This is a genomic window from Hydrogenophaga sp. (genome assembly GCF_030158645.1).
Lineage (GTDB): Bacteria > Pseudomonadota > Gammaproteobacteria > Burkholderiales > Burkholderiaceae_C > Hydrogenophaga.
In genome coordinates this window covers 1-23,129 of the sequence record NZ_JAOASO010000043.1, presented here as the reverse complement: position 1 = coordinate 23,129, position 23,129 = coordinate 1, and the positions used below count along the sequence as shown (strand labels likewise).

Sequence of the window (23,129 nt, the reverse complement as noted above, 5' to 3'; positions counted from 1 at the left end):
GCAACCATAACGGAAAGCCCCCGAATTGAAGCGGTGCGCCACGACCATTCAGCCCGCGCCACAGACCGCTGGCACCGAGGGGAAACGCAACGCGCCCCTAGAATGCCCTGATGAGCTCCAACACCCCCCCCAGCAAGCCCAACAGCCCCACCGAAAACGCCCCCGCAGAGGGCGAACACAAGGTCAGCAACTTCCTGCGCCAGATCATCGAAAACGACCTGGACAAAGGCACCTACGCCAGCCGCCGCTGGGCCGGCACCCCGGGTGACGCCGCGCACCACGCCGCTGGCCAGCCCGACCCCGCCAAGATCCGCACCCGCTTCCCGCCCGAGCCCAACGGCTACCTGCACGTGGGCCACGCCAAAAGCATCTGCCTCAACTTTGGCCTGGCGCGCGACTACGGCGGCGTGTGCCACATGCGCTTTGACGACACCAACCCCGAGAAGGAAGACACCGAGTACGTCAACAGCATCCTCGACTCGGTGAAATGGCTCGGCTTCAATTGGGAAGCCAACGGACAGAGCCACCTGTTTCAGGCCAGCGACTACTTTGATTTCATGTACCGCGCGGCGGAGTACCTGATTGAAGCCGGCCACGCGTATGTGGACGAACAGACCAGCGAGCAGATGCGCGCCGCGCGCGGCGACTTCGGCAAGCCCGGCGTGGACAGCCCGTTTCGCAGCCGCACGCCCGCCCAGAACCTGGCGCGGTTTCGCGAAATGCGCGACGGCCAGCACGAAGACGGCAGCATGGTGCTGCGCGCCAAGATCGACATGGCCTCGCCCAACATCAACCTGCGCGACCCCGCCATCTACCGCATTCGCCGCGCCACACACCACAACACGGGCGACACCTGGTGCATCTACCCGATGTACACCTTTGCCCACCCCATCGAAGACGCGCTGGAGCAAATCACCCACAGCATTTGCACGCTGGAGTTTGAAGACCAGCGCCCGTTTTACGACTGGCTGATGGAGCGCCTGTGCGAATGCCAGCTGCTGGCCGCGCCCAGCCCCAAACAATACGAATTTGCCCGCCTGAACCTGACCTATGTGATCACCAGCAAACGCAAGCTGGCGCAACTGGTCAATGAAGGCAAAGTCAGCGGCTGGGACGACCCGCGCATGCCGACCATCGTGGGCCTGCGCCGCCGGGGCTACACGCCCGAGAGCCTGCGCCTGTTTGCCGACCGCATTGGCGTGACCAAGAGCGACAGCTGGATCGACTACAGCACGCTCGAAGGCTGCCTGCGCGAAGACCTGGAAAACAAGGCCCACCGCGGCATGGCCGTGCTCGACCCCGTCAAGCTGGTGCTCACCAACTGGGCCGAGGCCTTTGGCTCAGACGGCTACACTGAAGACTGCACCCAGCCCGCCCTGCCCCACCACGCCGTGCCCGAAGGCCAGACCCCGCCGCCCGAGCGCGTGTTCAAGATCGGCAACGAGGTGTGGATCGAACGCGAAGACTTTGAAGAAGTGCCCCCCAAGGGCTACAAGCGCCTGTTCCCCGGGAACGTGGTGCGCCTCAAAGGCGGCTACGTGATCGAGTGCACCGGCTGCGAAAAAGACGCCAGCGGCACCGTGACCGCCGTGCACGCCAAGGTGATCCCCGGCACCAAGAGCGGCACCCCCGGCGCCGACAGCGTGAAAGCCAAAGCCGCCATCACCTGGGTGAGCGTGGCCGACGGCGTGCCCGCCGAAGTGCGCCTGTACGACCGCCTGTTCAGCGACCCCCAGCCCGACGCTGGCGGCAAAGACTTCATTGAAGCGCTGAACCCGAACAGCTTGAAGGTGGTGACGGCTTATGTGGAGCCGTCATTGGCTGCGGCGGAACCGGATGAGAAGTTTCAGTTCGAGCGATTTGGGTACTTTGTGGCGGATCGGGTGGATCATGCGGCGGGGAAGCCGGTTTTTAATCGGGTTACGGGGTTGAAGGATGGATGGGGAAGATGACATGGGATAAACCACCTTTATCTGGGATACAGAGATTCAAGAAATGCATTAATTACTCACGCGCAAAGAACTAGCAATACCTTTTCACCATGAGTCACAAGGCGTGGAAGCCAAGAACAGCATTCCCAATCAAAAATTCAGGAGGATAGATATGTCAAAAGTTTTTCTTTCACACAGCTCATTTGACAAAGATTTTGTCGAAAAGGTCTATGAAGAATTAGGCGCGGGACGATGCGTCTACGACATTAAGACGTTCGAGAAAAACGGCGATCTTCCAACACAGATTTTAGAGGGAATAGAGGACTGTCAGATCTATGCCCTATTTCTATCGGCATCGTCAATTAGTTCGAACTGGGTAAATGGCGAACTTGATTTAGCTCTTGAACTCCGAACGAAGTGGAAAATTCGGAAGTTTCTAGTTTTCCAATTAGATGACACAAAATGGAACGTTCTGCCGGCTTGGTTGGGGCGCTATCTAGTATCTTGCCCACCCTCACCCAAACACGTTGCCCTTCGGTTGCTCAACGAAATAAATGACTCGACAAATACTCAATTTGAATGTCATGGACGAAGTGAAGATGAGAGAAAAATAGTTGACTCCCTATCTGAACTTGAAAATGGAGTCAGCTATCTATATCTCTCTGGGCCAAATGGAATTGGCAGAAGAACGCTTGCATCAAAAGTATATCAGTCATATTACCCACAGATTTCCACCCATAAAATAGAGATAGCTGTTGCCCAAGTAGACGATGTATTCGATATATATCGCCGTGCACTTGCTTACAGCGCAAACTGGAGAGCAAATGAGTACAAAATTGAATTAGATAGATATATTGCACTTAGCCCACTGCTTCGCACGCGCGAGCTGGCAAAACTGCTAAAAGAAATCTCTACATCATTTAATCAAGTGGTTGTCATCAACCTAGGCACTGCAGCTTTAACTGAGGAGGGAAAGCCGCAGTCATGGTTTGCAAACCTAACAAAATACCTTGAACCCGCAGATTACCCATACGTCTGGTTTGTATCTCAGCGCTTCTTGAATGGCCACAGCCTCACCAATGGGCTGTTCTTGACAATTGAGCCGCTTGAAGAAAAGTGGTCAACCTTCTTGTTTAGGATATTGATTAAAAAACATGGCATTTCAATTCCAAGCAAGGACGAGCAAAGCAGAATTGAAACCAGCATATCAGGCCACCCTGGACTTATTACCTTGGTTGCCAACTACCTCAAAAGAAATCCTCAATATAAGCCGAACAGAACCCACAACAATATTGTTAAACTAATTAACGAACAAGTTCAGCTAATCCTCAATGATGTCGTCGACGGCAGTTTAGATCGAGAAATGGCTGTAGCACTTTACTCAGAAACGAATATTCTTTCCTACGGGGAAATTCAAAACATTCTCAATGACTGGCCGGCCTTCGAAGATGCCACGGAAGCGCTGCTTGATGCAGGCCTACTAATCCGAGCTGGATCAGATTATTCGCTTGTGAGCTACATTCAAAGAGTTGCTGAAAATCTTGCCAACAAACATAGAGCAGCTCTCGCCCCCTTTCGAAAATCACTTCTCGAAGAATTCGACAAAATTGAAGACAAGAGTTACCTCTCAATTCAACTCTTAGATGCTCGTATAGTTGCACACATTCTTGACGGCACCCCTATCTCAGGGTATTTGTCGAACTTGGTAATGCCAAGCCAACAAATTCGCGCTGCAAAGCGTCGATACGACGCTCAAGACTACAACTCTTCATTGAGACTAGCTAAAGATGCATATATGCAATCAGAAAAGCTAAGTGAAAATGGCAAAAGAGAGGCCTGGAGATTAATTGGCCTTTCTTCTGTAAGGTCCGGAAATGAAGATTCGTTCAAATACTTCACCAAAGAGTATTTAAACATCAAAAAATCGCCTCAATCAGACGCGATTTACAATTTTGGGAACGGCTTAAAGGAGCGCTTAAAAGGAAATCTCCGGAGCGCTTTGGAATGGTACAAAAGAATCCGCCAAGATAGATATGCTGATTCCCATGTATACCGTGAACTCGCGTACATCTACGCATTTGAGAGAAGCTTCGACGAGGCATACAACTGCGTAACCAAGGCCCATGATCTTGCCTTTGGAAATCCTTATGTACTCGATATCTTGGCAATGATACTGCTGGAAAGATTTAAAACTGAGCGGCGCGGCGCTTCGGTGTCCGAAATTGATAGCTGCCTTGATCAACTTAGAACAGCCGATGAGCGCGAGGGGACGTCTTTCTATTTTGCAAGAGAAAAAATGAGAGAAGTCATAATTGAGAATGATTTAACCTCCCTTCAAGAGCTTTTCTCCACTCGAAAAAACTTGCCAATCGCAGTGAAGCTTACTCTTCTTAGCATGCTCTCTTTAAAGGGGAAAGACCTGCAGTTTAATGAGCTTCACGGTGAAATATCCAAGACTCTTCGTGAAAAGAAATTCCCACTAGCCAAAATAGAATTGGCACGCGTTGACTTTGAACACTTTTGCTCACGACAACAGTTCGACAATGCTAGGAACATACTCGCAGAAAATCGACTCTTCTTCACGCAGCAATGCTGCGATGGACTTGAACGCCAGCTTCCTAGCTCAGGGAAGAAGCATTAGGTAAAAATGGAGGAGCATTCAACGTCTGCTCCCATCTAGTGCGAGGCATTCCCACATTGAGTTCTCGCTCCCCGCCAAGCAAGACCTAACTCCATCGGCAGGCAGCTCCTGCCAATTTTCAGCGTAGTACATCTCGCAAAACTCGTCGGTCGTTTGGTGAGGAACAGTTGCACTCGTGCCATAGCGACGGTTCGCGAGCGGTGAAGGTTGTCCGTCAAGTAGCCAGCCTCTGCCCGAACCGCCCTTCCCCACCCATCCCGATGATCAACCGATGCGTGGCCCGCGTAGCCCCCACATAAAACAGCTTCGCTTCTTCGCGCTCGTCTTCGCCCTTCGCGGGCATGTGGCCCGCGCCCACCAGCGCCACCACCGGGAACTCCAGCCCTTTGCTGGCGTGCATGGTCAGCACCTTGATGGTGTCGGCGGCGGGGTCGAAGCTGCCCGCGCCTTTGCGCACCTGGTGCGGCAGGCCGCGCTGGCGCAGCACGCCGGCGCATTCGTCCATCTCGCTGTAGTGCCGGCAGATGATGGCCATGTCGCCCCAGGCGTGGCCTTCCTGGTGGGCGGCACCCAGCAGCTCGGCCACGCGCGTGGCTTCGGCCCGCAGGCTGGGCAGGCGGATGATGAGCGGCGCTTCGCCGTCGCGCCCGCAGCTCACGGGCTTGAGCATGGGGATGCCGTCTTCGTCCTTGTCCTCGGCGGTCAGCAAATCGGCGGCCACGAGGCTGGCGGTTTGCAAGATCTGCCGCGTGTTGCGGTAGTTGATCTTGAGGATGGTGGTGCGCCCCTGCGCCTGAATGCCCACGCTCTTGAAGCTGAACTGCTTGCTCCGGCTGCGCTCGTAAATGCTCTGCGCGTCGTCGTACAGCACCAGCAGGCTGTTGGTGGCCGGGTCCACCATCTGGGTGATGAGCCTGAGCCACTCGGGCGCGAAGTCGTGGCCTTCGTCAATGAGCACGGCCTGGTATTGCCCACTCGGAATCTGCTGGCGGTCCACACCGTGGATCACGCGTTGCACCATGTCGGCCATCTTGGCGCCCACGGGTAGGCGGGGGTCGGGCAGGGTCTGGCCAAAGGCCACCAGCTGGTCGCGGCACCACTTGTGAAAGTGCACGGCGTGCACGCGGTCGGCAATGCCTTTGGCGGTCATCACGCGGGCGAGCTGCTTGGCCAGCGGCTCGTTGTAGCAAAGCATGAGGATGGGTTTGCTCGCAGCGGTGTGGGCCTTGGCCAGGTGCTCGGCGCGGTAGCCCAGCAGCATGGTCTTGCCCGAGCCGGCCACACCGTGAATCACGCGGTGCCCGTCGCCCAGGCTGCGGGCCAGCTGCTCCTGCTGGATGTCCATCACCCGCATGACGCTGGGCATTTCTGCGGCTTCGTCGCTGTCGTCAAACAGGGCGCCTTGCACCTGCACGCGCACCTCGGGAAACATGATCCAGCGCACGCGGTCGAGCTGCGGCAGCGACATGACGTTGCCAAACGCGTGCGGAAACATGTTCCACAGGCGTTGCTGAAACTGCTCCGGGTCGGTGGACTCGGTCATCTCGTCGGAGCAGATGACGTAATGCGGCTCGATGGCCTCACCCAGCCCGGCCATTTCAAACTGTCTGCGCGTGATGCGGGTGAACACCACGCCGTGGCCCCACGGAAAAGCCAGCTTGCCCTGGTGGGGGCCGCTGGGCTGCACCAGCTGTTCGTCGCGCTCCAGCGCGTTGACCACTTGAATGGCGCAATGCCGCGCCTGTGCCAGCGGGTTGATGACCACCTTCACATGCCCGTCAGGAATGATTTCCCAGGCTTGGCGCGTGGCGTTCTTGATGGTCTCCAGCTTCCAGTCTTTGGTTTCCAGAATCAGCAGCCCGCGGCGCGGATGCAGGATCACAAAGTCGGGGTGCGATTGTTTGGGGCCGACGGGCACGTCGTACCAGAGCAGGTAGTCGTCTTCGAGCTTTTGCTCCAGACGTTCGGCGAGCCGTCTTTCTCCGCTGGTCATGCGCGAAAGACAAGCGCCGAGTGCTGGTATGAGTGTGGCCATGTAGTTGTAAGTGATTGCGTCCCTGGCCGCATGATGCACGCAATCACCTCGCCTGCAAGCGAAAGCCCGCCAGCGGCTGCAACCTACACTCGCCCGGCGCCCGCCCACATCCTCCACCCGAAACGCCCCCTCCATGCTCGCCAACCTCACCCCCTTCCTCCTCCACTGGGCCATCACCGCCCTCGCCCTGTGGGTGGCGAGCCATTTGTTCAAGGGCATCCGGTTCGGCAGCACCTCGGCGCTGGTGGTCTCGGCCCTGCTGCTGGGGCTGGCCAATGCGGTGGTGAGGCCGCTGCTGGTGGTGCTCACGCTGCCCTTGACGCTGCTGAGCTTTGGCCTGTTCCTGCTGGTGATCAACGCGCTGATGCTGTTGCTGGTGGCCAAGCTGGTGGACGGCTTCAAGGTCGACGGGTTCTGGACGGCGTTCTGGGCCAGCCTGTTCATCTCGCTGCTCAGCCTGGTGCTCGGCGCCTTCGTGCTGGGCGGCTCGCCCGACTTCACCATCGAAACCAGCCCGGCGCCGGGGTCGGTGTGGCTGTGAGGCCTGGGCGCGGTAGCTTGATGCCCCGGCATTGCTGACCAGCGCGGTCCGTCGATACACTCGGCATCATGCATCCCGCCATCGCCCAACACCGCTCAGGCATCGCTGCCATCTGCCAGCGCCACGGCATTCGCCGGCTGGAAGTGTTCGGCTCGGCTGCGCGTGCCGATGACTTCAACCCCGACAGCAGCGACGCGGACTTTCTGGTGGAGTTCGCCCCGGGCGTCTACCCCGATCTGAATTCCTTCTTTGGCGCCAAGTCAGATCTGGAGCAATTGCTCGGCCGGGGTGTGGACTTGGTCGAACCCGGCGCGGTGCGCAATCCATACGTGCTGGCCAACATCAACCGCCATCGCGAAGCCATCTATGCAGCGTGATCCGCGCGCCTTCCTGTGGGACGTGCGGGAAACGGCTCTGGCCACGCAGATCAGGCCGCCACGGCCTCCGGCAGCTTCGCAATCACCTTGATCTCGAAATCAAAGCCGTAGAGCCAGGTCACGCCGACGCCGGTGAGCGTGGGGTACGGTGCGTCGCCCCAATGCTTGGTGAGCTCTGTCCAGATGGTTTCAAACTTGGGCTCGGGATCGACGATGAAGACGGTCACGTCGACCACGTCTTTGAACGTGCACCCGGCGGCCGAGAGGATGGCGTTGAGGTTGTCGAACGCGAGCCGCACCTGGGCTTGCAGGTCGGGCTCGGGTGAACCATCGGGGCGGCTGCCCACCTGGCCTGAGACGAACAGAAAACCGTTGGACCGGATCGCCGGCGAGTAGCGGTTTTTTTCATAGAGCGCCTGGCGCCCGGCGGGAAAGACAACGTCACGTGCGGACATGCAAAGCCTCTTGAAGGTGGTTGGAATGCATGGACTCTAGGCACCGGCGGCCCAGGGATAAACAGGCCAGTCGCACAATGACTGTTTGGCGTTTCCAAACAATCAAACCGGTGTGAGGAACCGACATGGACCGATTCGACGCGATGCAGGCCTTTGCCCGCGTGGTGGAAGCCGGCAGCTTCACCAAGGCGGCGCAGACGCTGCACATGAGCAAGACCACGGTGACGCAACTGGTGCAGCAGCTGGAGGCGCGGCTGCGCGTGAAGCTGCTGAACCGCACCACGCGGCAGGTGAAGGTGACGGCGGATGGCGCCGCTTACTACGAGCGCGTGGTGCGCCTGCTGGCCGACATGGAGGACGCGGACACCAGCCTCTCCAGCGCAGTGGCCTCGCCGCGCGGGCGCCTGCGTGTGGACGTGCCCAGCCCGCTGGCCCGCCTGATCCTGATGCCGGCGCTGCCGGCGTTTCACGCGCGCTACCCCGAGATCCAGCTGCACATGGGCGTGAGCGACCGCATGGTGGACCTGATCGGCGACAACGTGGACGGCGTGCTGCGCGGCGGCGAAATCACCGACCCGTCGTTGATCGCGCGCCACGTGGGTGATCTGCCGATCGGCGTGTACGCCGCGCCCAGCTACCTGCAGCGCGCCGGCACGCCGCTGCACCCGGCTGAGCTGGAAGACCCGCACCACCGCACGGTGGGCTACCTGCGCGCGCGCAGCGGCACGGTGGCGCCCATGGGCCTGCAACGCGATGGCGAGCGCGTTCAAGTGCAGAGGCGCCATGCGGTGGCGGTGGACGACGGCAACGCCTACCTGGCGGCCGGCGTGGCGGGCATGGGCGTGCTGTGGCTGCCGCAGTACATGGCGCGCGACCACGCAGCGCGCGGCGAGCTGGTGCCACTGTTCGACGGCTGGCGCGTCGATGCCATGCCGATGTACGTGGCCTTCCCGCCGAACCGCCATGTGAGTGCGAAACTGCGGGCCTTCATCGACTGGGTGGTGGAGCTGATGGCGGTGCATGCGCCGCTGGCTTCACGGCCCGGGAAACCCACAGCCTGACCAGCCCCATGGACGCTTCCGAATCCGCCGCACTCATGTCTTTGCTGCGCACGCAGCCCGTGGCCTCGCTGGCCACGCTGCACAAGGGCGCCCCCGCCGTGTCCATGGTGCCGTTCGCGCTGCTGCCCGATGGCACGGGCTTCGTCATTCACGTGAGCCAGCTCGCCACCCACACGCAGGACATGCTGCACAACCCCGCCGTGGCGCTGCTGGTCACTGCGCCGCTGGCGGTTGGCGATTCACCGCTGGCCCTGCCCCGCGCCAGCCTGCAAGGTCAAGCACGTCCCTACCCACCCGACTCGGCCGGGCACGCGCAGGCGCGCGAGGCCTACCTGGCCAAACTGCCCGACGCCGAACCGCTGTTTTCGTTTGGCGATTTTTCGCTGTTCGTCATTGAGCCCGAATCACTGCGCTGGGTGGCGGGCTTCGGGCGGGCGATGTCGGTGGTGGGTGAGCGCATGAGGGCTGTTCTAAGCGGCGACTGAGCTCGTGTGGCCGGATGTTTTGCCGCACCGATAAACCCCAAACAAGGTATTATTGGACCCAATTTGGGTATGAATACAAACGCACCGCTCCTCTCCGGCACAGCCGACGCCTTGTTCCCCAAGGTCCGGCAACGGGTATTGGCCGTCCTGTTTGGCACGCCCGACCGAAGTTTTTACGCCAATGAATTGATCGCGATGGCTCAATCCGGCACGGGCGCAGTACAGCGCGAGCTAGCGGGGCTGTGCGACGCAGGCCTCATCACCGTGCGGAAACAGGGCAACCAGAAGCACTACCAGGCCAACGCGGCTTCTCCGGTATTTGCCGAGCTGCGAGGGCTGGTGCTCAAGACCATGGGGCTGGGCGATGTGTTGCGCGCCGCTCTGGCGCCCATGGCGCCGGCGATCCAACGGGCTTTTGTGTTTGGTTCCATGGCCAGCCAGCAAGACACGGCACAAAGCGACGTGGACCTGTTGATCGTGAGTCCCAGTCTGCGCTACGGGGAAGTGTTTGGCGCATTGGAGGCCGCAGCCCACACGCTGGGGCGCACGGTGAACCCCACGATCTATACCCCCGAGGAGTTTGAGCGGCGTGTCGCCCAAGACAATGCGTTCGTCACACGTGTGATGCAACAGCCCAAGATATGGCTGATCGGCGAGGAGGAGCCGACCCATGACACAAGCACTTGAAAACTTGAGCGGTCCCGGCAAGGCCTTGAAAGCCGAGGCACCGGATGACAGCGAAACAGCGGGCTTGATCCGCACCGGAAAAGCACGGTTGGCCGATGCGCGCAACGTCTCGCTGGCGCTGGAAAGTCGTTTCGACCTCGCCTACAACGCTGCCCACGCCCTTTGCTTGGCGGCATTGCGCTGCAAAGGCTACCGAGCGAGTAATCGCTACATCGTCTTTCAGGTGCTGCCTCACACGCTGGGTTTGGGGCCAGCGGTGTGGCGCGTGCTGGACCTTTGCCACAACAAACGCAACCTCGGCGAGTACGAGGGGTTGATGGAAGTGGACGAACGCTTGGTGACCGATCTGATCACGGCAGCAGAGCAGGTTGTAAAGGCCTTGAACGCGTAGATGGCCCGCCGCCCCAACCACCACGTCTACGTCATCGAGCTGCACAACGACGTGCTGCTGGAACCGCGCTTTCGCAAGAACAACCCGGGCTACATCGACGGCAAGCCCTGTGTGTACGTGGGCATGACCGGGCTGGACCCGGACGTGCGGTTCGACAAGCACAAGGCGGGGATTCAGTCGAATGCGTATGTGATGAAGTACGGGCTGCGGCTGCTGCCCGATCTGTACGAGGGCTTCAACCCGATGCAGTACGACGACGCGGTGGAGAAGGAGATCGAGATCGGCATCGACCTGCGCTCGGCGGGCTTCGGGGTCTGGCAGGCCTGAGGCTGCGGCGGCTTCAGTTCGTGGCACCGGCGCCCAGCGCGGCGTCTTTGTCCACCTGCAGGGCGCAGCGCAATGCGAGCCGCAGGCCGCGCACGATGTCGTCCAGCGCCATGCCGGGTGTGCCTTGCTCGGGCAGCCAGGGCACGTGGATGAACCCCCCGCGCGTGTGCTTCAGTTCGCGTCGTGTGGCCAGGGCGTGCATGAGCCCGTAAAACACGTGGTTGCAGACGAAGGTGCCGGCGGTTTGCGACACCTCGGCGGCCACGCCGTCGGCTTGCAGCGCGGCCAGCATGGCCTTGATGGGCAGACTGGTGAAGTAGGCCGCCGGGGCGCCGGGCTTCACCGGTGTGTCCACCGGTTGACCGCCTGCGTTGTCGGCGATGGGCGCGTCGTTCACGTTGATGGCCACGCGCTCCAGCGAGATTGCGCTGCGCCCACCAGCCTGGCCCACGCAGATGACGAGCGCAGGCCGGTGCTGCGTCAGCAGCGCGTTCAGTGCAGTCAACGAAGCATCGAACACCGTGGGCAGCTGCGCGGCCACCACCGTGTGGCCGAGGATCTGCCGGTCGTGCAGGGCGCGCACGGCGAGCCAGCTGGGGTTGAGCGTGGCGCCGCCGAAGGCGTCAAACCCGGTGAGCAGGATCTTGTTGGCCATGTGTTTGGTCTGCCGTGTTCAACCGCGCAGCGCACCGGGCGCCAGACCCTCCAGCGCGTGCGGCCCGATGGCCGCGCGGATGAGCCGCAGCGTGGGGTGGCCCACAGCGGCGGTCATGCGGCGCACCTGGCGGTTGCGCCCCTCGCTGATCACCAGCTCCAGCCAGCTGGTGGGGATGGACTGGCGAAAGCGGACCGGCGGGTTGCGTTCCCACAAGGGGGAAGGTTCGGGCATGAGGCGCGCTCGGGCGGGGCGCGTGGGGCCGTCGTTGAGTTGCACGCCCTGGCGCAACGCCGCGAGTGCGGCTTCATCGGGCACACCTTCCACCTGCACCCAGTAGGTTTTTTCCATCTTGTGGCGCGGGTCGCTGATGCGGGCCTGCAGCTGGCCATCGTTGGTGAGCAGCAGCAGACCTTCGCTGTCGGCATCGAGCCGACCGGCCACGTACACGCCCGGGATGTCGATGAAGTCCTTGAGGCCGCGCCAGCGCCCCTCGGGCGTGAACTGGCTCAGCACGCCATAGGGTTTGTTGAAGCAGATCAAGCGGGAAGCGGGTGCCAAAAGCATGGCGGGCAGCTTAGCACCGGGCCTCAGACCGACGGGGCGGCGCGGCCCGGATCGGCCAGCGCTTGCAGCCGCTGGTGCGCGTCGCTCTCGCGATCGAGGACGACGCTGCGTTTGGCGCTGAGGTAGTGCTCCGTGAAAACGTCGAGCCAGGCCGCCAGGCTCTCGCCTGCGTGGGTTTCACCGGCCAGCGCGAGGCACAGCGCCGCCACTTCCGAGGTGCAGAAATGGCTCTCGCGCGCCGAGCGGCGCAGCCGGTAGTTGGACACTTCCTCGGGGTGCAGGCTGAGCACCGGCAGGTGGTCCAGGTAGGGGCTCTTGCGAAACATCTTGCGGGCTTCGGACCAGGTGCCGTCGAGCAACACAAAGAGCGGCTTCTTGCCGCCCGACGCCCGGGGTGGCAGCTGGGTCACCACGCGCCCGGCTTCGACGAACTCGCCGGGAAACACCAGCACCGGCTGCCACTGCGGATCGGCCAGCAACGCGAGCAGGCCGGGGTCCACCGCTGTGCGGGACCAGCCGAAGGCCCAGGTGTCGTTGACCACGTCGGCCACCAGCCAGCCGGTGTTGCTGGGCTTGAGCGCTTCGATGTCGCCCATGACGAGGCACATGCCGGCGCGCGTGGTCGCCTGCGGCCGCAGGGCACACACGCAGTGGCTGACCACGAGGCGGCAGTCGGCGCAGCGCCCACCCCCCGAGCCGCGGGCCACGAACGGCTTGGCGCTGGCGGCCAGGCGGCGTGTGCGCAGGCGGTGCACCGCGTGGTGGGGTTCGGTGGCTGGCGGCTGGGTTGTCACGACGGTCATGGGAGGACTGTAGGCGCTGGCCGCTCGGCGCTGCACGTCCGCCGGAAAAAGCACCCCTGCCGTTGCCTGCGTGACATTTGTCTCAGAAGCTTTGCGCCGAGCCCACCACAATGCCCCGCATGCCTGTTTCTGAAATTGCCGTGTGGTCCGCCATGCTGGGTGGTCTGTTGACCTTGTCGGCCGTGGCGCTGGGCGATGCGTTGGCCAGCCGCTCGGTGGGGTCGGTGCGCAACCTGCTCTTCGTGCTGATCGCGGGTGCGAGCTGTGTCGTCATCACGGGGCTGCCCGAGGTGTTTTTTCCGGATCTGCCGGCGCGACTGATGATCGTGCTCAAGGCCAGCCTGGGGCCGCTGGCGGGCGCCATGGCGCTGTACTTTCTGGGCAACTGGCTCGGTGGCGTGCGCGAGGACGTGCTGGTGCACAACCTCACCGCGCTGGGCGGCACGGCCATCCTGCTGGTGGCGCTCGCGCTGGCCGCGGTGTCTTCGCAGGTGGACCCGCTGGACTTTCACGCGTTGCTGGCGCTGGCGGCCACCGCCAACCTGGTGCCGGTGGTGCTCGGCATGATCGCCGTGGTTCGCGCTGCAAAGCTCGGCGACCCGCTGGCGCGCTGGATGGGCCTGGGCATGGTGTGCCTGGCGGCCGCCACTGTGGGGCTCTATGCGAAAGGTCTGGGCTTGCCTGGACTGGGCCTGGGCGTGTGGCTGGCCACCGCCGTGCTCACGCTGGCGTACTTCCTCATCGCGTCGGTGCTGGGCCTGGTGCGCAACCGGTACAACCGCCGCTTGGCGCGCCTCTCGCGCCTGGAAGCCGGCGCCGAGCCCGCCACCGGCTTGCCCACCGGTGGCACGCTGCTGGCCGAGGTCGAACACGTGTTCTGGCGCACGGCACGGCGTGGCGGTGTGTGCACGGTGGTGTGCCTGCATGTGAGCAACCTGTACGAGCTGGCGGATGCCCCGGGTCAGGGCGCGGAGCACCAGATCCTGACCACCCTGGCCGCGCGCGTTCGCCGCGCTGCGGGCTTCCGGTGTGTGGTGGGGCTTTACCACCCGCGGTGCTTCGTGGTGGTGCTCGCCGCCGACCAGCTGAACCAGGCCACGCTGGAAGCCCTGACACGCCTGCGTTCCACCGTGGCCATGCCGATGTCGGTGATGGACGTGCGCCAGACCTTCCAGCCGTTCACGCCCGAGCTGGGCATGGGTGTGATCACGCTCGATCCCGAGGGCGCGACGCCCATGGACGTGATCAACCAGGCCGAACGCCGCGCCCTGGCCGAGGTGGGTGAAGCCAGTGATTCGCGCCCACTGTCGCAGCACGACATCGACACCGCGCCGGGCGAGCTGATGAGCTCACCACCGCCGGGTATCAACCGTAAGTCCTCATGATCGGCGTCGGGTTAAAACAAAGCGTTTCTTCGCCTGCGCAGGGCTGCGCGGTCAGCCGGTGATGGGCCTCCTTCGTCGGGAAAGGGTGCCTTTTACCGCCGCCTGGCGGCACGATGCACAGGCATGTCAAAAAAACGAGCCCGCCTGCACGAGGCCCCCACCGCACCGCGCAAATCCGCGCGGCGCAAACACGAGCCGCTGCTGGTCAACGGGGTGAGCTCCCTGCTCGCGGGCTGTGGTTTGTGGATGCTGTCCCTGGCCATGGCCGACGAGCCGAGGTTCACGATGGCCTCACGCGCCCTGCTGGCACCGGCCTGGATGGCGCTGGCGGTGGGCGTGGCGCTCTTGTTGCTGCATGTGGTGGTCAAGCGGCGCACGCGCTTTGAAGCCGCCATGCTGTTGCGCCAGCACTCCCGGTTTCACGAACCCATGCCGCCGGTGCTCACCCTGCCCAAGCGCCAGGCCAGCAAACCCGCTGCCCACGCCCGGCGCCCGAAGAGCCCTACTTCTGCACCGGATTCGCCGTGAGCAGCGCGGCCGAATAGGCGCGCATGAACTCGCGCGCCTTCTCCGGTTGAGGCGCGGTGAGCCAGGCGTTGTAGGCGCCTTCATTCAAGATCGCCGGCATGCGTTTTTCGCTGCCGGGTTGCCCGTAGCGGTGCATCAGTGCGTGGCTGTTGGCGTTCACCGTGAGCAGGCAGAAGCTCACGATTTCCTCGGCGCCCGCGCCCTGCCAGCGCTCCCACAGGCCCGCCACGCCCATGGGCTTGCCGTCCACGCGGGTGATGCGTGTGGGCACGGGCTTGCCGTTGCGCAGGTCGTCGATCTGGAACGACACCATCGGCACGATGCAGCGCTGCGAACCGAGCCAGGCGTCTCGGAAGTTGTTCGAGGTGGTCACGATTTCGCTGCGCGCATTGACCAGCTTGGTGGAGCGCAGCTTCGCGTCCGACGCCGACTTGACCCAGGTGGGCACGAGGCCGAACTGACCCGTGACGAGCTCCAGTTCGGGTTTGCCGGGCTCAACGCCATCGGCCACCGGCTCGCTCGCCACCAGGCGGACAAACACGCCGGGCTTGCGCGGCCACACATCGCGCCCGGCGGGCTTTTCGGGTGCCGGCACATTGAAAGCGTCGGGGTACAGGCTGGCGAGCTGCAGGCTCTCGTATTGGGTGCTCATCGCTTCATGCTAGCCGATGGGTGGCGCGCGGCCGGCCGGGGGTGGCGGTGCGTGTGCGCCGGGCTGTGCGCTGGGCCGGGCTGCTCCAGTTCAAAACGCGACGCGAGCGGAAACAGGGTCTGCAGCGCGGCGCGCACCTTGGCCAGGCGGGGGTCGGCGCCGTGGGCGTCATCGGTGGTGTCGTTGATGCAGAAGAAATCCAGCGTGCCGGCGGCGTCGATCAAGGCATCCAGCTGCTGCGCCTGGTCGTCACAGCCGGTGGTCACGTGCAGGTGCGCGCACTCCCTCATGCGCAAATGCCCGTGGGCCAGCGCCCGGCGCAACACGAAGTCGGACACCAGCGTGGGGCTGGCCCAGTTGCGAAACGTGGTGGACCGGGCCCGCTCGAACAGCTCGGGTGCCTGCGCCTCGGCCGCCAGCAGCAACGACTTGAGCAGCGGCCGTGGCGAGTGGGCAAACGTGCGCGGGGTGTGCCGGTAGTGGGGCAGCCGGCCCAGCCATTGCGCCGACAGCCGGCTGGCGTTCTCCAGCGCGTTCTCATCCGAACGCAGCGCCGTACCTTCGACAACCGGGTCGTGCGACCAGGTGGCGCACACACCGCCCGACCAGAACCAGTCGTCCAGTTGCACCGGCGCACCAAAGAACACGTCGTCGTTGAAATAGAAAAAGCGCTCCGACAGGCCTGCGATGCGGTGCACGTACGACTCGATGTGGGCCGAATCGAACGTGGGCAACTGGCTCGCGGGGATCAGCTCGCGGTGATCGACCAGCGTGAGCCGGCTGGAAGGCCGCAGCCACGCCGGCGTCTGGCCGTCGGTGACGAGGTACACGTGACCATGGTCGGGGAAGTAGCGCTCCAGCGCACGCAGGCTGTAGCGCAGTTCATCGTTGTCGCGAAAGCGCCCTTCCACGTTGCCGTACAGCGCCATGGCGCCGGGATCGAGGGCACCGCCTTGCCGCGCCGCCTGGTGGCGCCGGGCGCGCCAGGCGGGATCGTTGCCGTCCACCCAGAGGTAGACGATATCGACACGGGGGTCGGCGGAAGCGGTGTGGTGGGACATGTCGGCAACGGGTACAGGGCTCTGAGGCACTGGTCTCCCACGCCGAACGTGCCCGCAATTTATCACGCGGCACCGCACCAACCGGTGCCGCGCGACGATAACCCCCAGGGTCGCCCGGATCGCGCCCGGGCTGGACCACAATGCAGGCATGACCGCCCTGCCCGCCAGCCCAGCCGCCGACCGCAACAAGCAGCCGATCCTGGAAACCCTCCAGCGGGTGCTGCCCGAGCGTGGCATGGCACTGGAGATCGCATCGGGCACTGGCCAGCACGCCACGTGGTTTGCCGCCGGTCTGCCCGGCTGGCAGTGGCAACCCACCGACATGCAGGCCAGTGCGATGGCCACGATCGCCGCCTGGACGGAGCAGGCGCGTGTGACCAATGTGCTGCCGCCCCTGCGGCTGGACGTGACCTCGGACCAGTGGCCCGACGAGGCCGACCTCTTCGGCGAGGCGTTTGGGAACACCTTCGACGCGGTCTATTGCGCCAACATGCTGCACATCGCCCCCTGGGCGGCCTGCGCGGGGCTCATGCGGGGCGCGGCGCGCGTGATGGCACCGGGCGGCGTGCTCATCACCTACGGTCCGTACATCGAAGACGGCGTACCCACTTCACCCGGCAACCTGGCGTTCGACGAGAGCCTGCGCAACACCCACCCCGACTGGGGCATCCGCCGGCTGAGCGATGTGGCACACGAAGCACGGCAGGCCGGTTTGCACCTGCGCGAGCGCCACGCCATGCCCGCCAACAACCTGCTGCTGGTGTGGGCTCGGGAACCATCGGCACCGGCCTGAGCTCCACCCACGCCCTCCTTGTGAATCCAAGCCCATGCTCCGAAACCTCAAAGACCTGTTCGACAACCTCGCCGCCAGCCTCACCGCACCGGCTGGCGCCCAGCTGCCCGCCGAGCAGGCGCACACCCTGCAGTTGTCCACGGCGGTGCTGCTGGTGGAGGTGATGCGGGCCGAGCCCGACCTCAAGGACAGCGAGCGTGAGGCGGTGATCGCCGCGCTGCGGCGCAAGTTCGACCTGAGCGACGACGAGCTGGAACGCCTGATGGAACTGGCGCACGAGACGGCCCGCACCGCCTACGACTACCAGCGCTTCACCGGCCTGATGAACGAGCGCTTCACCCAGGCGCAAAAAATCAGCGTGGTCGAAGCCATGTGGGAAGTGGCATTCGCCGACAACCAACTCGACGCCAACGAGCACCACGTGATCAGCAAGGTGGCGGGATTGCTGCACGTGACGCACGGCGAATACATCGCCGCCAAGCTGCACGCCCAGGCCGCCGCCCAGGGCTGACGCGAACGCCCCACAAGCGGCTGCGCAACTTTGCCTGTGCAGCGCCGTGCATTTACCCGGCAGATACATGGAGGGCACAACATGAAAGCTCACCAACCCACAGGAGTGTTCTCCATGAAATCCAGAAACCTTTTTGTGTATGCGATCGCTGCCGCCACGCTGGGCATCAGCTCCTTGTCTTTCGCACAAGGCAACCCCAACGGCGGGCGCTTCGAAAAGCCCACCTTGCAGCGCGTGGACGATCGCCGCGATGACCGCCGCGACTTCCGTGAAGACCGCCGCGACGACCGCCGCGAGTTCCGCCAGGAACGCCGCGAAGACCGCCGTGACTTCCGCCAGGAACGCCGGGCCGACCGCCACGAATACCGCCATGGCCCGCAGGTGCGTTACTACCAGGCGCGCGGCCCGCAGTTCCAGCGCGGGCGTTACATTCCGCAGGAATACCGCAGCCGCCAGTACGTGGTGGTCAACCATCACCAGCACCGCCTGTATGCACCTCCTCGGGGCCACCAGTGGGTGCAGGTGGGCGGTGACTACGTGCTGATCGCGATTGCCACCGGCCTGATCGCCAACCTGATCCTCAACAACTGACCCATTGCGCTGGGCCGACCATGAACATTCGACACCTTGCCCTGCCCGTGCTCGCATCGCTGGCCCTGCTGTCCGCCTGCTCCAAAGACGGGGCCAGCGCCCCGGCCGCCGGTGCGCCCGCGGCGACCGCCAGCACAACCCCGATCGACGCGGCACAGGCCATGGACGTGCTCGCTGCGCAAGGCAAGGGTTTCGCCGCCGGCAAGATCCTCAGCGCCAACGCCGTGTATGTGTTGTTCGACCCGCAATGCCCGCACTGCGCGCGCCTGTGGGAGGCGTCCCTGCCGTTGCACACCAGCGTCAAGTTCGTCTGGTTGCCGGTGGCCATCATGAACGCCAAGAGCGCACCCCAGGGCGCGGCGATCATGACCGCGACCAACCCGGTGCAGGCCATGGCCGCGCACGAGACTTCGCTGCTGGCCGGCAGCGGCGGCACCTCGGCCTCGGCCGACATCGCGCCCGACGTGCTGGCCGCCATCAAGACCAACACCGAGCTGCTGGAGCGCCTGGGCGCCGCCTCGGTGCCTTACATCGTGGCGCGCCACCAGCGAAGCAACCAGGTGGTGATGCAGGCCGGCGCCAACGACACCCAGGCCCTGGCCACTTTCCTCGGCCTGGGACAGCCTTGAAGCGTGGTTTTGTGGCTTACCATCGCGCAGTCGAGCCGCCTTCGCGGCTGTTAAACGGAGACCCCCCATGGGCAAAGAACAGCGCAACGAAAAACTGTCCAAAAAACCCAAAAAAGACACCTCCGCGCCCAAGGGCCCGGCCACGTCCGACCGGCCCATGCCGCCCGTGACGGCGGTGCTGCCGCGCGGCAAGGACAAGAACAAGTGAGCCTGGCATGAAGGCCACCTGGAACGGCGCCGTGATCGCCGAGAGCGACGACACGGTGGTGCTGGAAGGCAACCACTATTTTCCCGAGAGTTCGCTCAACCGCGAACACGTGACCTTCAGCAACCACCGCACCAGCTGCCCCTGGAAGGGCCAGGCGAGCTACTACTCGCTGCTGGTCAACGGTGAACTCAACACCGACGCGGCCTGGTACTACCCGGACCCCAAACCGGAAGCCGACGAGATCCGGGGCCGTGTGGCCTTCTGGAAAGGCGTGAAGGTCGCGCCCTGAACCTGGGTGCACCGGGGTCGCAATGACCCCGGCCGGCACTGGGCGACTGGCCTCGTGCGCCCGCCCCAACGCGTATCCTGCGTGGCACAACAACCACCCCAGGAGACACCTCATGACCTTTTCCCCGCGCACCGCGTCACTCGGCCTGACGGCCGCAGCCCTTCTCGTTCTGTCCGGCTGCGCCCGCCACGACCACGCCGCGATGCACGCCATGCACCACGGCGGCATGATGGCCACGGCAGCACCCACCGCCCCGGTCAGCATCACGGCCAGCACGCCCACGCTGGGTTCGGGCTACAAGAAAGTGGTCGCTGCGCCCGAGGCCAAGGTCTATTTCGTCAACCTGCGCAACGGCGCCACCGTCACCAACCCGGTGAAAGTGGTGTTCGGCCTCAGTGGCATGGGCGTGGCGCCGGCGGGTGTGGAGAAGGCCGGTACCGGCCACCACCACCTGTTGATCGACGTGGCGGCGGTCGATGCCAATGCCCCGCTGCCCGCCAACGACCAATACCGCCACTTCGGCCTGGGCCAGACCGAGACCAGCGTGGAACTCAAGCCCGGCACCCACACGCTGCAACTCATCGTGGCCGACCAGAACCACATCCCGCACCACCCGGTGGTGATCAGCGAGCGCATCACCATCACGGTGAAGTGACCGGGGGCCTTTCCCGGCGGTGCTGTCTGGGGCTGGTCCTCGGCCTGTTTCCGGCATGGGCTTTGGCCATGGGTTTGTCGGTGGAGCCCGCCGACGCAACCTGCGCAACGCCAGCCACACCGCCACCCGCACCGACCGAGGCGTCCGGTCGCCTGACCGACAGCCAGGCGGTGGCTGGCTCGAAAGACATCGCCTGGGTCTGGCTGGGCTCGCCCACGCGCCGCTATCCGCACGGCGCACTGGGCTCACCGGTGCACGCCGGCAGTGTCCACGTGTTGACCCGAACACCCCGCGGCGCTTCGGTGAAGGTGGGCCTGTCCTTGCCGGTTCATCGCGTGTTCGAGGACCGGGTTCCCCGCCTCGTGGACCTCGATGGCGACGGCCGGGACGAGATCGTGCTGATCGAAGCCGATGCGCTGCGGGGTGCCGCCCTGGTGGTGCTGGGGCTGGCGCAGCGCGATGGGCAAGCCACGCTCGTGGAGCGCGCCCGGGGACCCCACGCCGGCTCGACCTTTCGCTGGCTGAACCCGGTGGGTTTTGCCGACTTTGACGGTGACGGCCGACTCGATGTGGCCAGTGTGACCACGCCCCACATCGGCGGTGTGCTCACGCTGCACCACCTGCAACCCCCGGCGCTGGTGCCTTTCGCCCGCGCGCTCGACGTGTCCAACCACCGCATGGGTGCGCTGGAACAGCAACTGGCGGTGATCGTGCAGCAGCCCGGCTTGCGACCCACCATCGTCGTGCCCGACATGGCGCGCCAGGCGTTGCACGCCCTGCGCTGGGAAGCGCCCGGGCAGTGGCACGAGCTGGCCGACCTCCAGCCCCTGCCCGGCACGGTGGAGCGGCTCACGCCCAGAGCCGACGGCGCCTGTGCCTGGCTGGCTGATGGCCGCGTCCTGAAGATCACCTTGCGGCCTTGACGACGGCCCTGCGACGCCGGGTTCAGGCGGCCTGCGCGCCCAGTTTCCCGAGCTTGCCCAGCCAGCGCGCCACACCCGCCGAGCCCAGGCCCTCCACCGAACCGATCAGGGTTTCGTGGATGGGTGCAAAGCCCACGAAGCCCAGGATGTTGCGCTCCAGCGATTTGACGCTGTGCGCGCGGAAGTACCAGCGGTAGGCCAGCGCCGGCATGCCCATGGTGACCACCACCCGCGCCGAACGCCCGCTCAACGGCTTGTGCCCGAACGGTTTGGCCCCTTCGGGCCCGACCGCAAAACCCGGGCGCGCCACCTGCTCCAGAAAGGCCTTGAGCAGCGCCGGCATGTCACCCAGCCAGAGCGGGAAAAAGATCACCACGTGTTCGGCCCAGGCGATGGCGTCCTGCGCGGGCTGCAGCGAGGGTGGCAGCGCGCCGTGGTGCCAGGCCTCTGCGGTCTTGAGGAACGGAAAGTCGAGCGCGCCCACGGCGATGCGCCGCACCCCGTGGCCGGCGGCGGTGGCGCCCTCGGCGTAGGCATTGACCAGTGCGTGGTTGAGGCGCTCGGCACCCGGGTCGGGATGGCCTTCAATCAGCAAGATGCGGCGGGACGCGGTGATGGGGTGGGTCATGGCGGGCTCCATCGGAACGGGGCGTTCCATCCTGAAGCCTGGGCGCACCGCCCGCCTTGACGCGGATCAAGCCCGCGGGAGTTTCAGCGCCGGTCGGGCTTGCGCACCTTGGGCTTGTTGGCGCGTTCCTTTTTCTTGTTCTGGCGCTCGGCATCGGCCTGCTGGCCGGCCGCGAGCCATTGCAGGAACTGCTCGGGCGTCTCCAGCGTGATGCGACCCAACACGCCGCTGCGAAAGTCGGCGATCAGGAGCTCGGAGGCCTTTTGCCAGTTGATGCTGCCACCCGTGCCGATGGCGCCGCGCTTGCGCGCGATGGCCGCCATCACCTCCTCGTCGGGGAGGCTGGCCAAGGTGTCCAGCGGCAAACCGAGCTTGTAGCGCGCTTCGAGTTGCGCGCCGTAGGCGACCCTGAGCTTGGACAGCAGCTCCAGCGCCACCTCCTGGTCGTCGTAGGCGTTGCGGCCCACGGCGCCGCTGGCCGCGAGGTTGTAGCCGCTCTCGGGCACCACGATGCGCGGCCACAGCATGCCGGGGGTGTCAAACAAGTAAAAGTCATCGGCCAGCACCAGGCGTTGTTCGGTGCGGGTGATGCCGGCCTCGTCGCCGGTCTTGGCCGAGCGTTTGCCCAGCAGGGTGTTGATCAGCGTGCTTTTGCCCACGTTGGGGATGCCGCAGATCAGCACCCGCATGGGCTTGACCATGCCGCCGCGCAAAGGGGCGAGTTCGAAGCACGAGGCGATGATGGCGCGCGCCGGCGCGGTGATGCTGGCGTCGAGCGCGATGGCGCGGGTGTTGGGCTGGGCGTTGTAGTGGGCGAGCCAGAGCGCGGTGCGCTCGGGGTCGGCCATGTCCTGCTTGTTGACCACCTTGAGCGTGGGCCGACCGGCCGTGAGCTCGGCCAGCAGCGGGTTGGCACTGGACCCCGGCAGGCGTGCGTCGAGCATCTCGATCACGACGTCGATGTCCTTCACCCGCTCGGTGATGGCCTTGCGCGTGAGGTGCATGTGCCCGGGGAACCACTGGATGCTCATGGGAAAACGGTCTCGAAGAGAGGTGGGGAGCGGGGATTGTGCCTTGGTGTAACTCCCGGGGGCCGCCGGGCAGGCCCGTCCCTACAATGAATTTCCACCACAACACCCCCTTGAGGAGCGCCATGGCCATCACCGTGAAAATCGATCTGGGCTACGAATTCGACGTCAAGGCCAAGGCGGCCGAGGTGTTCGAGGTGCTCTCCGACGTGCCCGAATCGGTCAGCCATTTCCCCAAGGTCGAGAAGCTCACCGATCTGGGTGGCGGCGTCTACCAGTGGGAGATGGAGAA

Annotated in this window: 28 protein-coding genes; 19 read left to right on the top strand and 9 right to left on the bottom strand. The window is 64.1% G+C overall.

Going from position 1 to position 23,129, the window contains the following annotated elements; genetic code table 11:
* Positions 1 to 110 precede the first annotated feature (110 nt).
* Positions 111 to 1,952, top strand: coding sequence for a glutamine--tRNA ligase/YqeY domain fusion protein (locus Q1W68_RS04810; protein ID WP_300715726.1), 1,842 nt, complete (start codon positions 111 to 113; stop codon positions 1,950 to 1,952).
* A 103-nt stretch (positions 1,953 to 2,055) separates the two neighbouring features.
* Positions 2,056 to 4,572, top strand: a complete 2,517-nt coding sequence (locus Q1W68_RS04805) for a toll/interleukin-1 receptor domain-containing protein (protein ID WP_300651085.1) — start codon at positions 2,056 to 2,058, stop codon at positions 4,570 to 4,572.
* 214 nt (positions 4,573 to 4,786) lie between these two features.
* Here Q1W68_RS04805 and Q1W68_RS04800 read toward each other — a convergent pair whose 3' ends face one another.
* A complete protein-coding gene (locus tag Q1W68_RS04800; RefSeq protein WP_300651087.1) occupies positions 4,787 to 6,607 on the bottom strand; it encodes a 3'-5' exonuclease in 1,821 nt (606 codons plus the stop codon).
* Positions 6,608 to 6,740: 133 nt separating this feature from the next.
* On the opposite strand from Q1W68_RS04800, the gene Q1W68_RS04795 reads away from it, so the two are divergent.
* Complete coding sequence (locus tag Q1W68_RS04795; RefSeq protein ID WP_159604845.1) at positions 6,741 to 7,148, top strand: phage holin family protein; 408 nt, start codon at positions 6,741 to 6,743, stop codon at positions 7,146 to 7,148.
* A gap of 68 nt (positions 7,149 to 7,216) precedes the next feature.
* Complete coding sequence (locus tag Q1W68_RS04790) at positions 7,217 to 7,525, top strand: nucleotidyltransferase domain-containing protein (RefSeq protein ID WP_300651090.1); 309 nt, start codon at positions 7,217 to 7,219, stop codon at positions 7,523 to 7,525.
* A 50-nt stretch (positions 7,526 to 7,575) separates the two neighbouring features.
* Here Q1W68_RS04790 and Q1W68_RS04785 read toward each other — a convergent pair whose 3' ends face one another.
* Entirely contained in the window at positions 7,576 to 7,980 is a 405-nt protein-coding gene (locus Q1W68_RS04785; RefSeq protein ID WP_300715725.1) for a RidA family protein, read from the bottom strand.
* 125 nt (positions 7,981 to 8,105) lie between these two features.
* Between Q1W68_RS04785 and Q1W68_RS04780 the strand changes: the two genes are divergently transcribed.
* The 5 genes from Q1W68_RS04780 (at position 8,106) to Q1W68_RS04760 (ending at position 10,931) form a co-directional block, all read left to right on the top strand.
* On the top strand, positions 8,106 to 9,041 hold the full coding sequence (locus Q1W68_RS04780) for a LysR family transcriptional regulator (protein ID WP_300715723.1): 936 nt from the start codon (positions 8,106 to 8,108) through the stop codon (positions 9,039 to 9,041).
* A gap of 8 nt (positions 9,042 to 9,049) precedes the next feature.
* Positions 9,050 to 9,526 carry a pyridoxamine 5'-phosphate oxidase family protein gene (locus Q1W68_RS04775; RefSeq protein ID WP_300715722.1) on the top strand — a complete coding sequence of 159 codons (477 nt, stop codon included), beginning with the start codon at positions 9,050 to 9,052 and terminating at the stop codon, positions 9,524 to 9,526.
* 69 nt (positions 9,527 to 9,595) lie between these two features.
* Positions 9,596 to 10,213 (top strand): nucleotidyltransferase domain-containing protein, encoded by a 618-nt coding sequence (locus Q1W68_RS04770; RefSeq protein ID WP_300651100.1) that lies wholly within the window; start codon positions 9,596 to 9,598, stop codon positions 10,211 to 10,213.
* Positions 10,197 to 10,604 (top strand): hypothetical protein, encoded by a 408-nt coding sequence (locus Q1W68_RS04765; protein ID WP_300651102.1) that lies wholly within the window; start codon positions 10,197 to 10,199, stop codon positions 10,602 to 10,604. The genes Q1W68_RS04770 and Q1W68_RS04765 overlap by 17 nt, the downstream gene beginning before the upstream one ends.
* Entirely contained in the window at positions 10,605 to 10,931 is a 327-nt protein-coding gene (locus tag Q1W68_RS04760) for a hypothetical protein (RefSeq protein WP_300651104.1), read from the top strand. It begins immediately after the preceding gene.
* A gap of 13 nt (positions 10,932 to 10,944) precedes the next feature.
* On the opposite strand, the gene pcp is transcribed toward Q1W68_RS04760, so the two are convergent.
* The 3 genes from pcp to Q1W68_RS04745 are packed head-to-tail and all read right to left on the bottom strand — an operon-like array spanning position 10,945 to position 12,956.
* Positions 10,945 to 11,586, bottom strand: a complete 642-nt coding sequence (pcp, locus tag Q1W68_RS04755) for a pyroglutamyl-peptidase I (RefSeq protein ID WP_300651106.1) — start codon at positions 11,584 to 11,586, stop codon at positions 10,945 to 10,947.
* A gap of 18 nt (positions 11,587 to 11,604) precedes the next feature.
* Positions 11,605 to 12,153, bottom strand: a complete 549-nt coding sequence (locus Q1W68_RS04750) for an rRNA large subunit pseudouridine synthase E (protein ID WP_300651108.1) — start codon at positions 12,151 to 12,153, stop codon at positions 11,605 to 11,607.
* 23 nt (positions 12,154 to 12,176) lie between these two features.
* Positions 12,177 to 12,956, bottom strand: a complete 780-nt coding sequence (locus Q1W68_RS04745; protein WP_300651110.1) for a tRNA-uridine aminocarboxypropyltransferase — start codon at positions 12,954 to 12,956, stop codon at positions 12,177 to 12,179.
* Positions 12,957 to 13,075: 119 nt separating this feature from the next.
* Between Q1W68_RS04745 and Q1W68_RS04740 the strand changes: the two genes are divergently transcribed.
* Both Q1W68_RS04740 and Q1W68_RS04735 read left to right on the top strand, forming a co-directional pair.
* Entirely contained in the window at positions 13,076 to 14,341 is a 1,266-nt protein-coding gene (locus Q1W68_RS04740) for a diguanylate cyclase (RefSeq protein WP_300715720.1), read from the top strand.
* Positions 14,342 to 14,464: 123 nt separating this feature from the next.
* On the top strand, positions 14,465 to 14,869 hold the full coding sequence (locus Q1W68_RS04735) for a hypothetical protein (protein WP_300651115.1): 405 nt from the start codon (positions 14,465 to 14,467) through the stop codon (positions 14,867 to 14,869).
* Here Q1W68_RS04735 and Q1W68_RS04730 read toward each other — a convergent pair.
* Positions 14,844 to 15,521 carry an SOS response-associated peptidase family protein gene (locus tag Q1W68_RS04730; protein WP_300651117.1) on the bottom strand — a complete coding sequence of 226 codons (678 nt, stop codon included), beginning with the start codon at positions 15,519 to 15,521 and terminating at the stop codon, positions 14,844 to 14,846. The genes Q1W68_RS04735 and Q1W68_RS04730 overlap by 26 nt on opposite strands.
* The gene (locus Q1W68_RS04725; protein WP_300651121.1) at positions 15,518 to 16,582 is read right to left on the bottom strand and encodes a Stealth CR1 domain-containing protein; all 1,065 of its coding nucleotides are present in this window, start codon (positions 16,580 to 16,582) and stop codon (positions 15,518 to 15,520) included. The genes Q1W68_RS04730 and Q1W68_RS04725 overlap by 4 nt, the downstream gene beginning before the upstream one ends.
* A 148-nt stretch (positions 16,583 to 16,730) precedes the next feature.
* Here Q1W68_RS04725 and Q1W68_RS04720 point away from each other — a divergent pair, with 148 nt between their 5' ends.
* The 8 genes from Q1W68_RS04720 to Q1W68_RS04685 all read left to right on the top strand — a co-directional run bounded on the left by Q1W68_RS04720 (position 16,731) and on the right by Q1W68_RS04685 (position 21,181).
* Complete coding sequence (locus tag Q1W68_RS04720; protein ID WP_300715719.1) at positions 16,731 to 17,375, top strand: DUF938 domain-containing protein; 645 nt, start codon at positions 16,731 to 16,733, stop codon at positions 17,373 to 17,375.
* A 34-nt stretch (positions 17,376 to 17,409) separates the two neighbouring features.
* Complete coding sequence (locus tag Q1W68_RS04715) at positions 17,410 to 17,886, top strand: TerB family tellurite resistance protein (protein ID WP_300651124.1); 477 nt, start codon at positions 17,410 to 17,412, stop codon at positions 17,884 to 17,886.
* 114 nt (positions 17,887 to 18,000) lie between these two features.
* Positions 18,001 to 18,477 (top strand): RcnB family protein, encoded by a 477-nt coding sequence (locus Q1W68_RS04710; RefSeq protein ID WP_300651126.1) that lies wholly within the window; start codon positions 18,001 to 18,003, stop codon positions 18,475 to 18,477.
* 20 nt (positions 18,478 to 18,497) lie between these two features.
* Complete coding sequence (locus Q1W68_RS04705) at positions 18,498 to 19,106, top strand: thioredoxin fold domain-containing protein (RefSeq protein WP_300651128.1); 609 nt, start codon at positions 18,498 to 18,500, stop codon at positions 19,104 to 19,106.
* Between the two features lie 67 nt (positions 19,107 to 19,173).
* Positions 19,174 to 19,314 carry a hypothetical protein gene (locus Q1W68_RS04700; RefSeq protein WP_300651131.1) on the top strand — a complete coding sequence of 47 codons (141 nt, stop codon included), beginning with the start codon at positions 19,174 to 19,176 and terminating at the stop codon, positions 19,312 to 19,314.
* Between the two features lie 7 nt (positions 19,315 to 19,321).
* The gene (locus Q1W68_RS04695; protein WP_300715717.1) at positions 19,322 to 19,603 is read left to right on the top strand and encodes a DUF427 domain-containing protein; all 282 of its coding nucleotides are present in this window, start codon (positions 19,322 to 19,324) and stop codon (positions 19,601 to 19,603) included.
* A gap of 112 nt (positions 19,604 to 19,715) precedes the next feature.
* On the top strand, positions 19,716 to 20,258 hold the full coding sequence (locus tag Q1W68_RS04690; protein ID WP_300715716.1) for a DUF4399 domain-containing protein: 543 nt from the start codon (positions 19,716 to 19,718) through the stop codon (positions 20,256 to 20,258).
* A 68-nt stretch (positions 20,259 to 20,326) separates the two neighbouring features.
* Complete coding sequence (locus tag Q1W68_RS04685) at positions 20,327 to 21,181, top strand: VCBS repeat-containing protein (RefSeq protein WP_300651140.1); 855 nt, start codon at positions 20,327 to 20,329, stop codon at positions 21,179 to 21,181.
* Positions 21,182 to 21,203: 22 nt separating this feature from the next.
* Here the strand turns inward: Q1W68_RS04685 and Q1W68_RS04680 are convergent, their stop codons facing one another.
* Together Q1W68_RS04680 and ylqF are read right to left on the bottom strand one after the other, a co-directional pair.
* Positions 21,204 to 21,809 (bottom strand): NAD(P)H-dependent oxidoreductase, encoded by a 606-nt coding sequence (locus Q1W68_RS04680; RefSeq protein ID WP_300658403.1) that lies wholly within the window; start codon positions 21,807 to 21,809, stop codon positions 21,204 to 21,206.
* Positions 21,810 to 21,892: 83 nt separating this feature from the next.
* On the bottom strand, positions 21,893 to 22,840 hold the full coding sequence (gene ylqF, locus Q1W68_RS04675) for a ribosome biogenesis GTPase YlqF (protein ID WP_300655750.1): 948 nt from the start codon (positions 22,838 to 22,840) through the stop codon (positions 21,893 to 21,895).
* Positions 22,841 to 23,129: the final 289 nt, after the last annotated feature.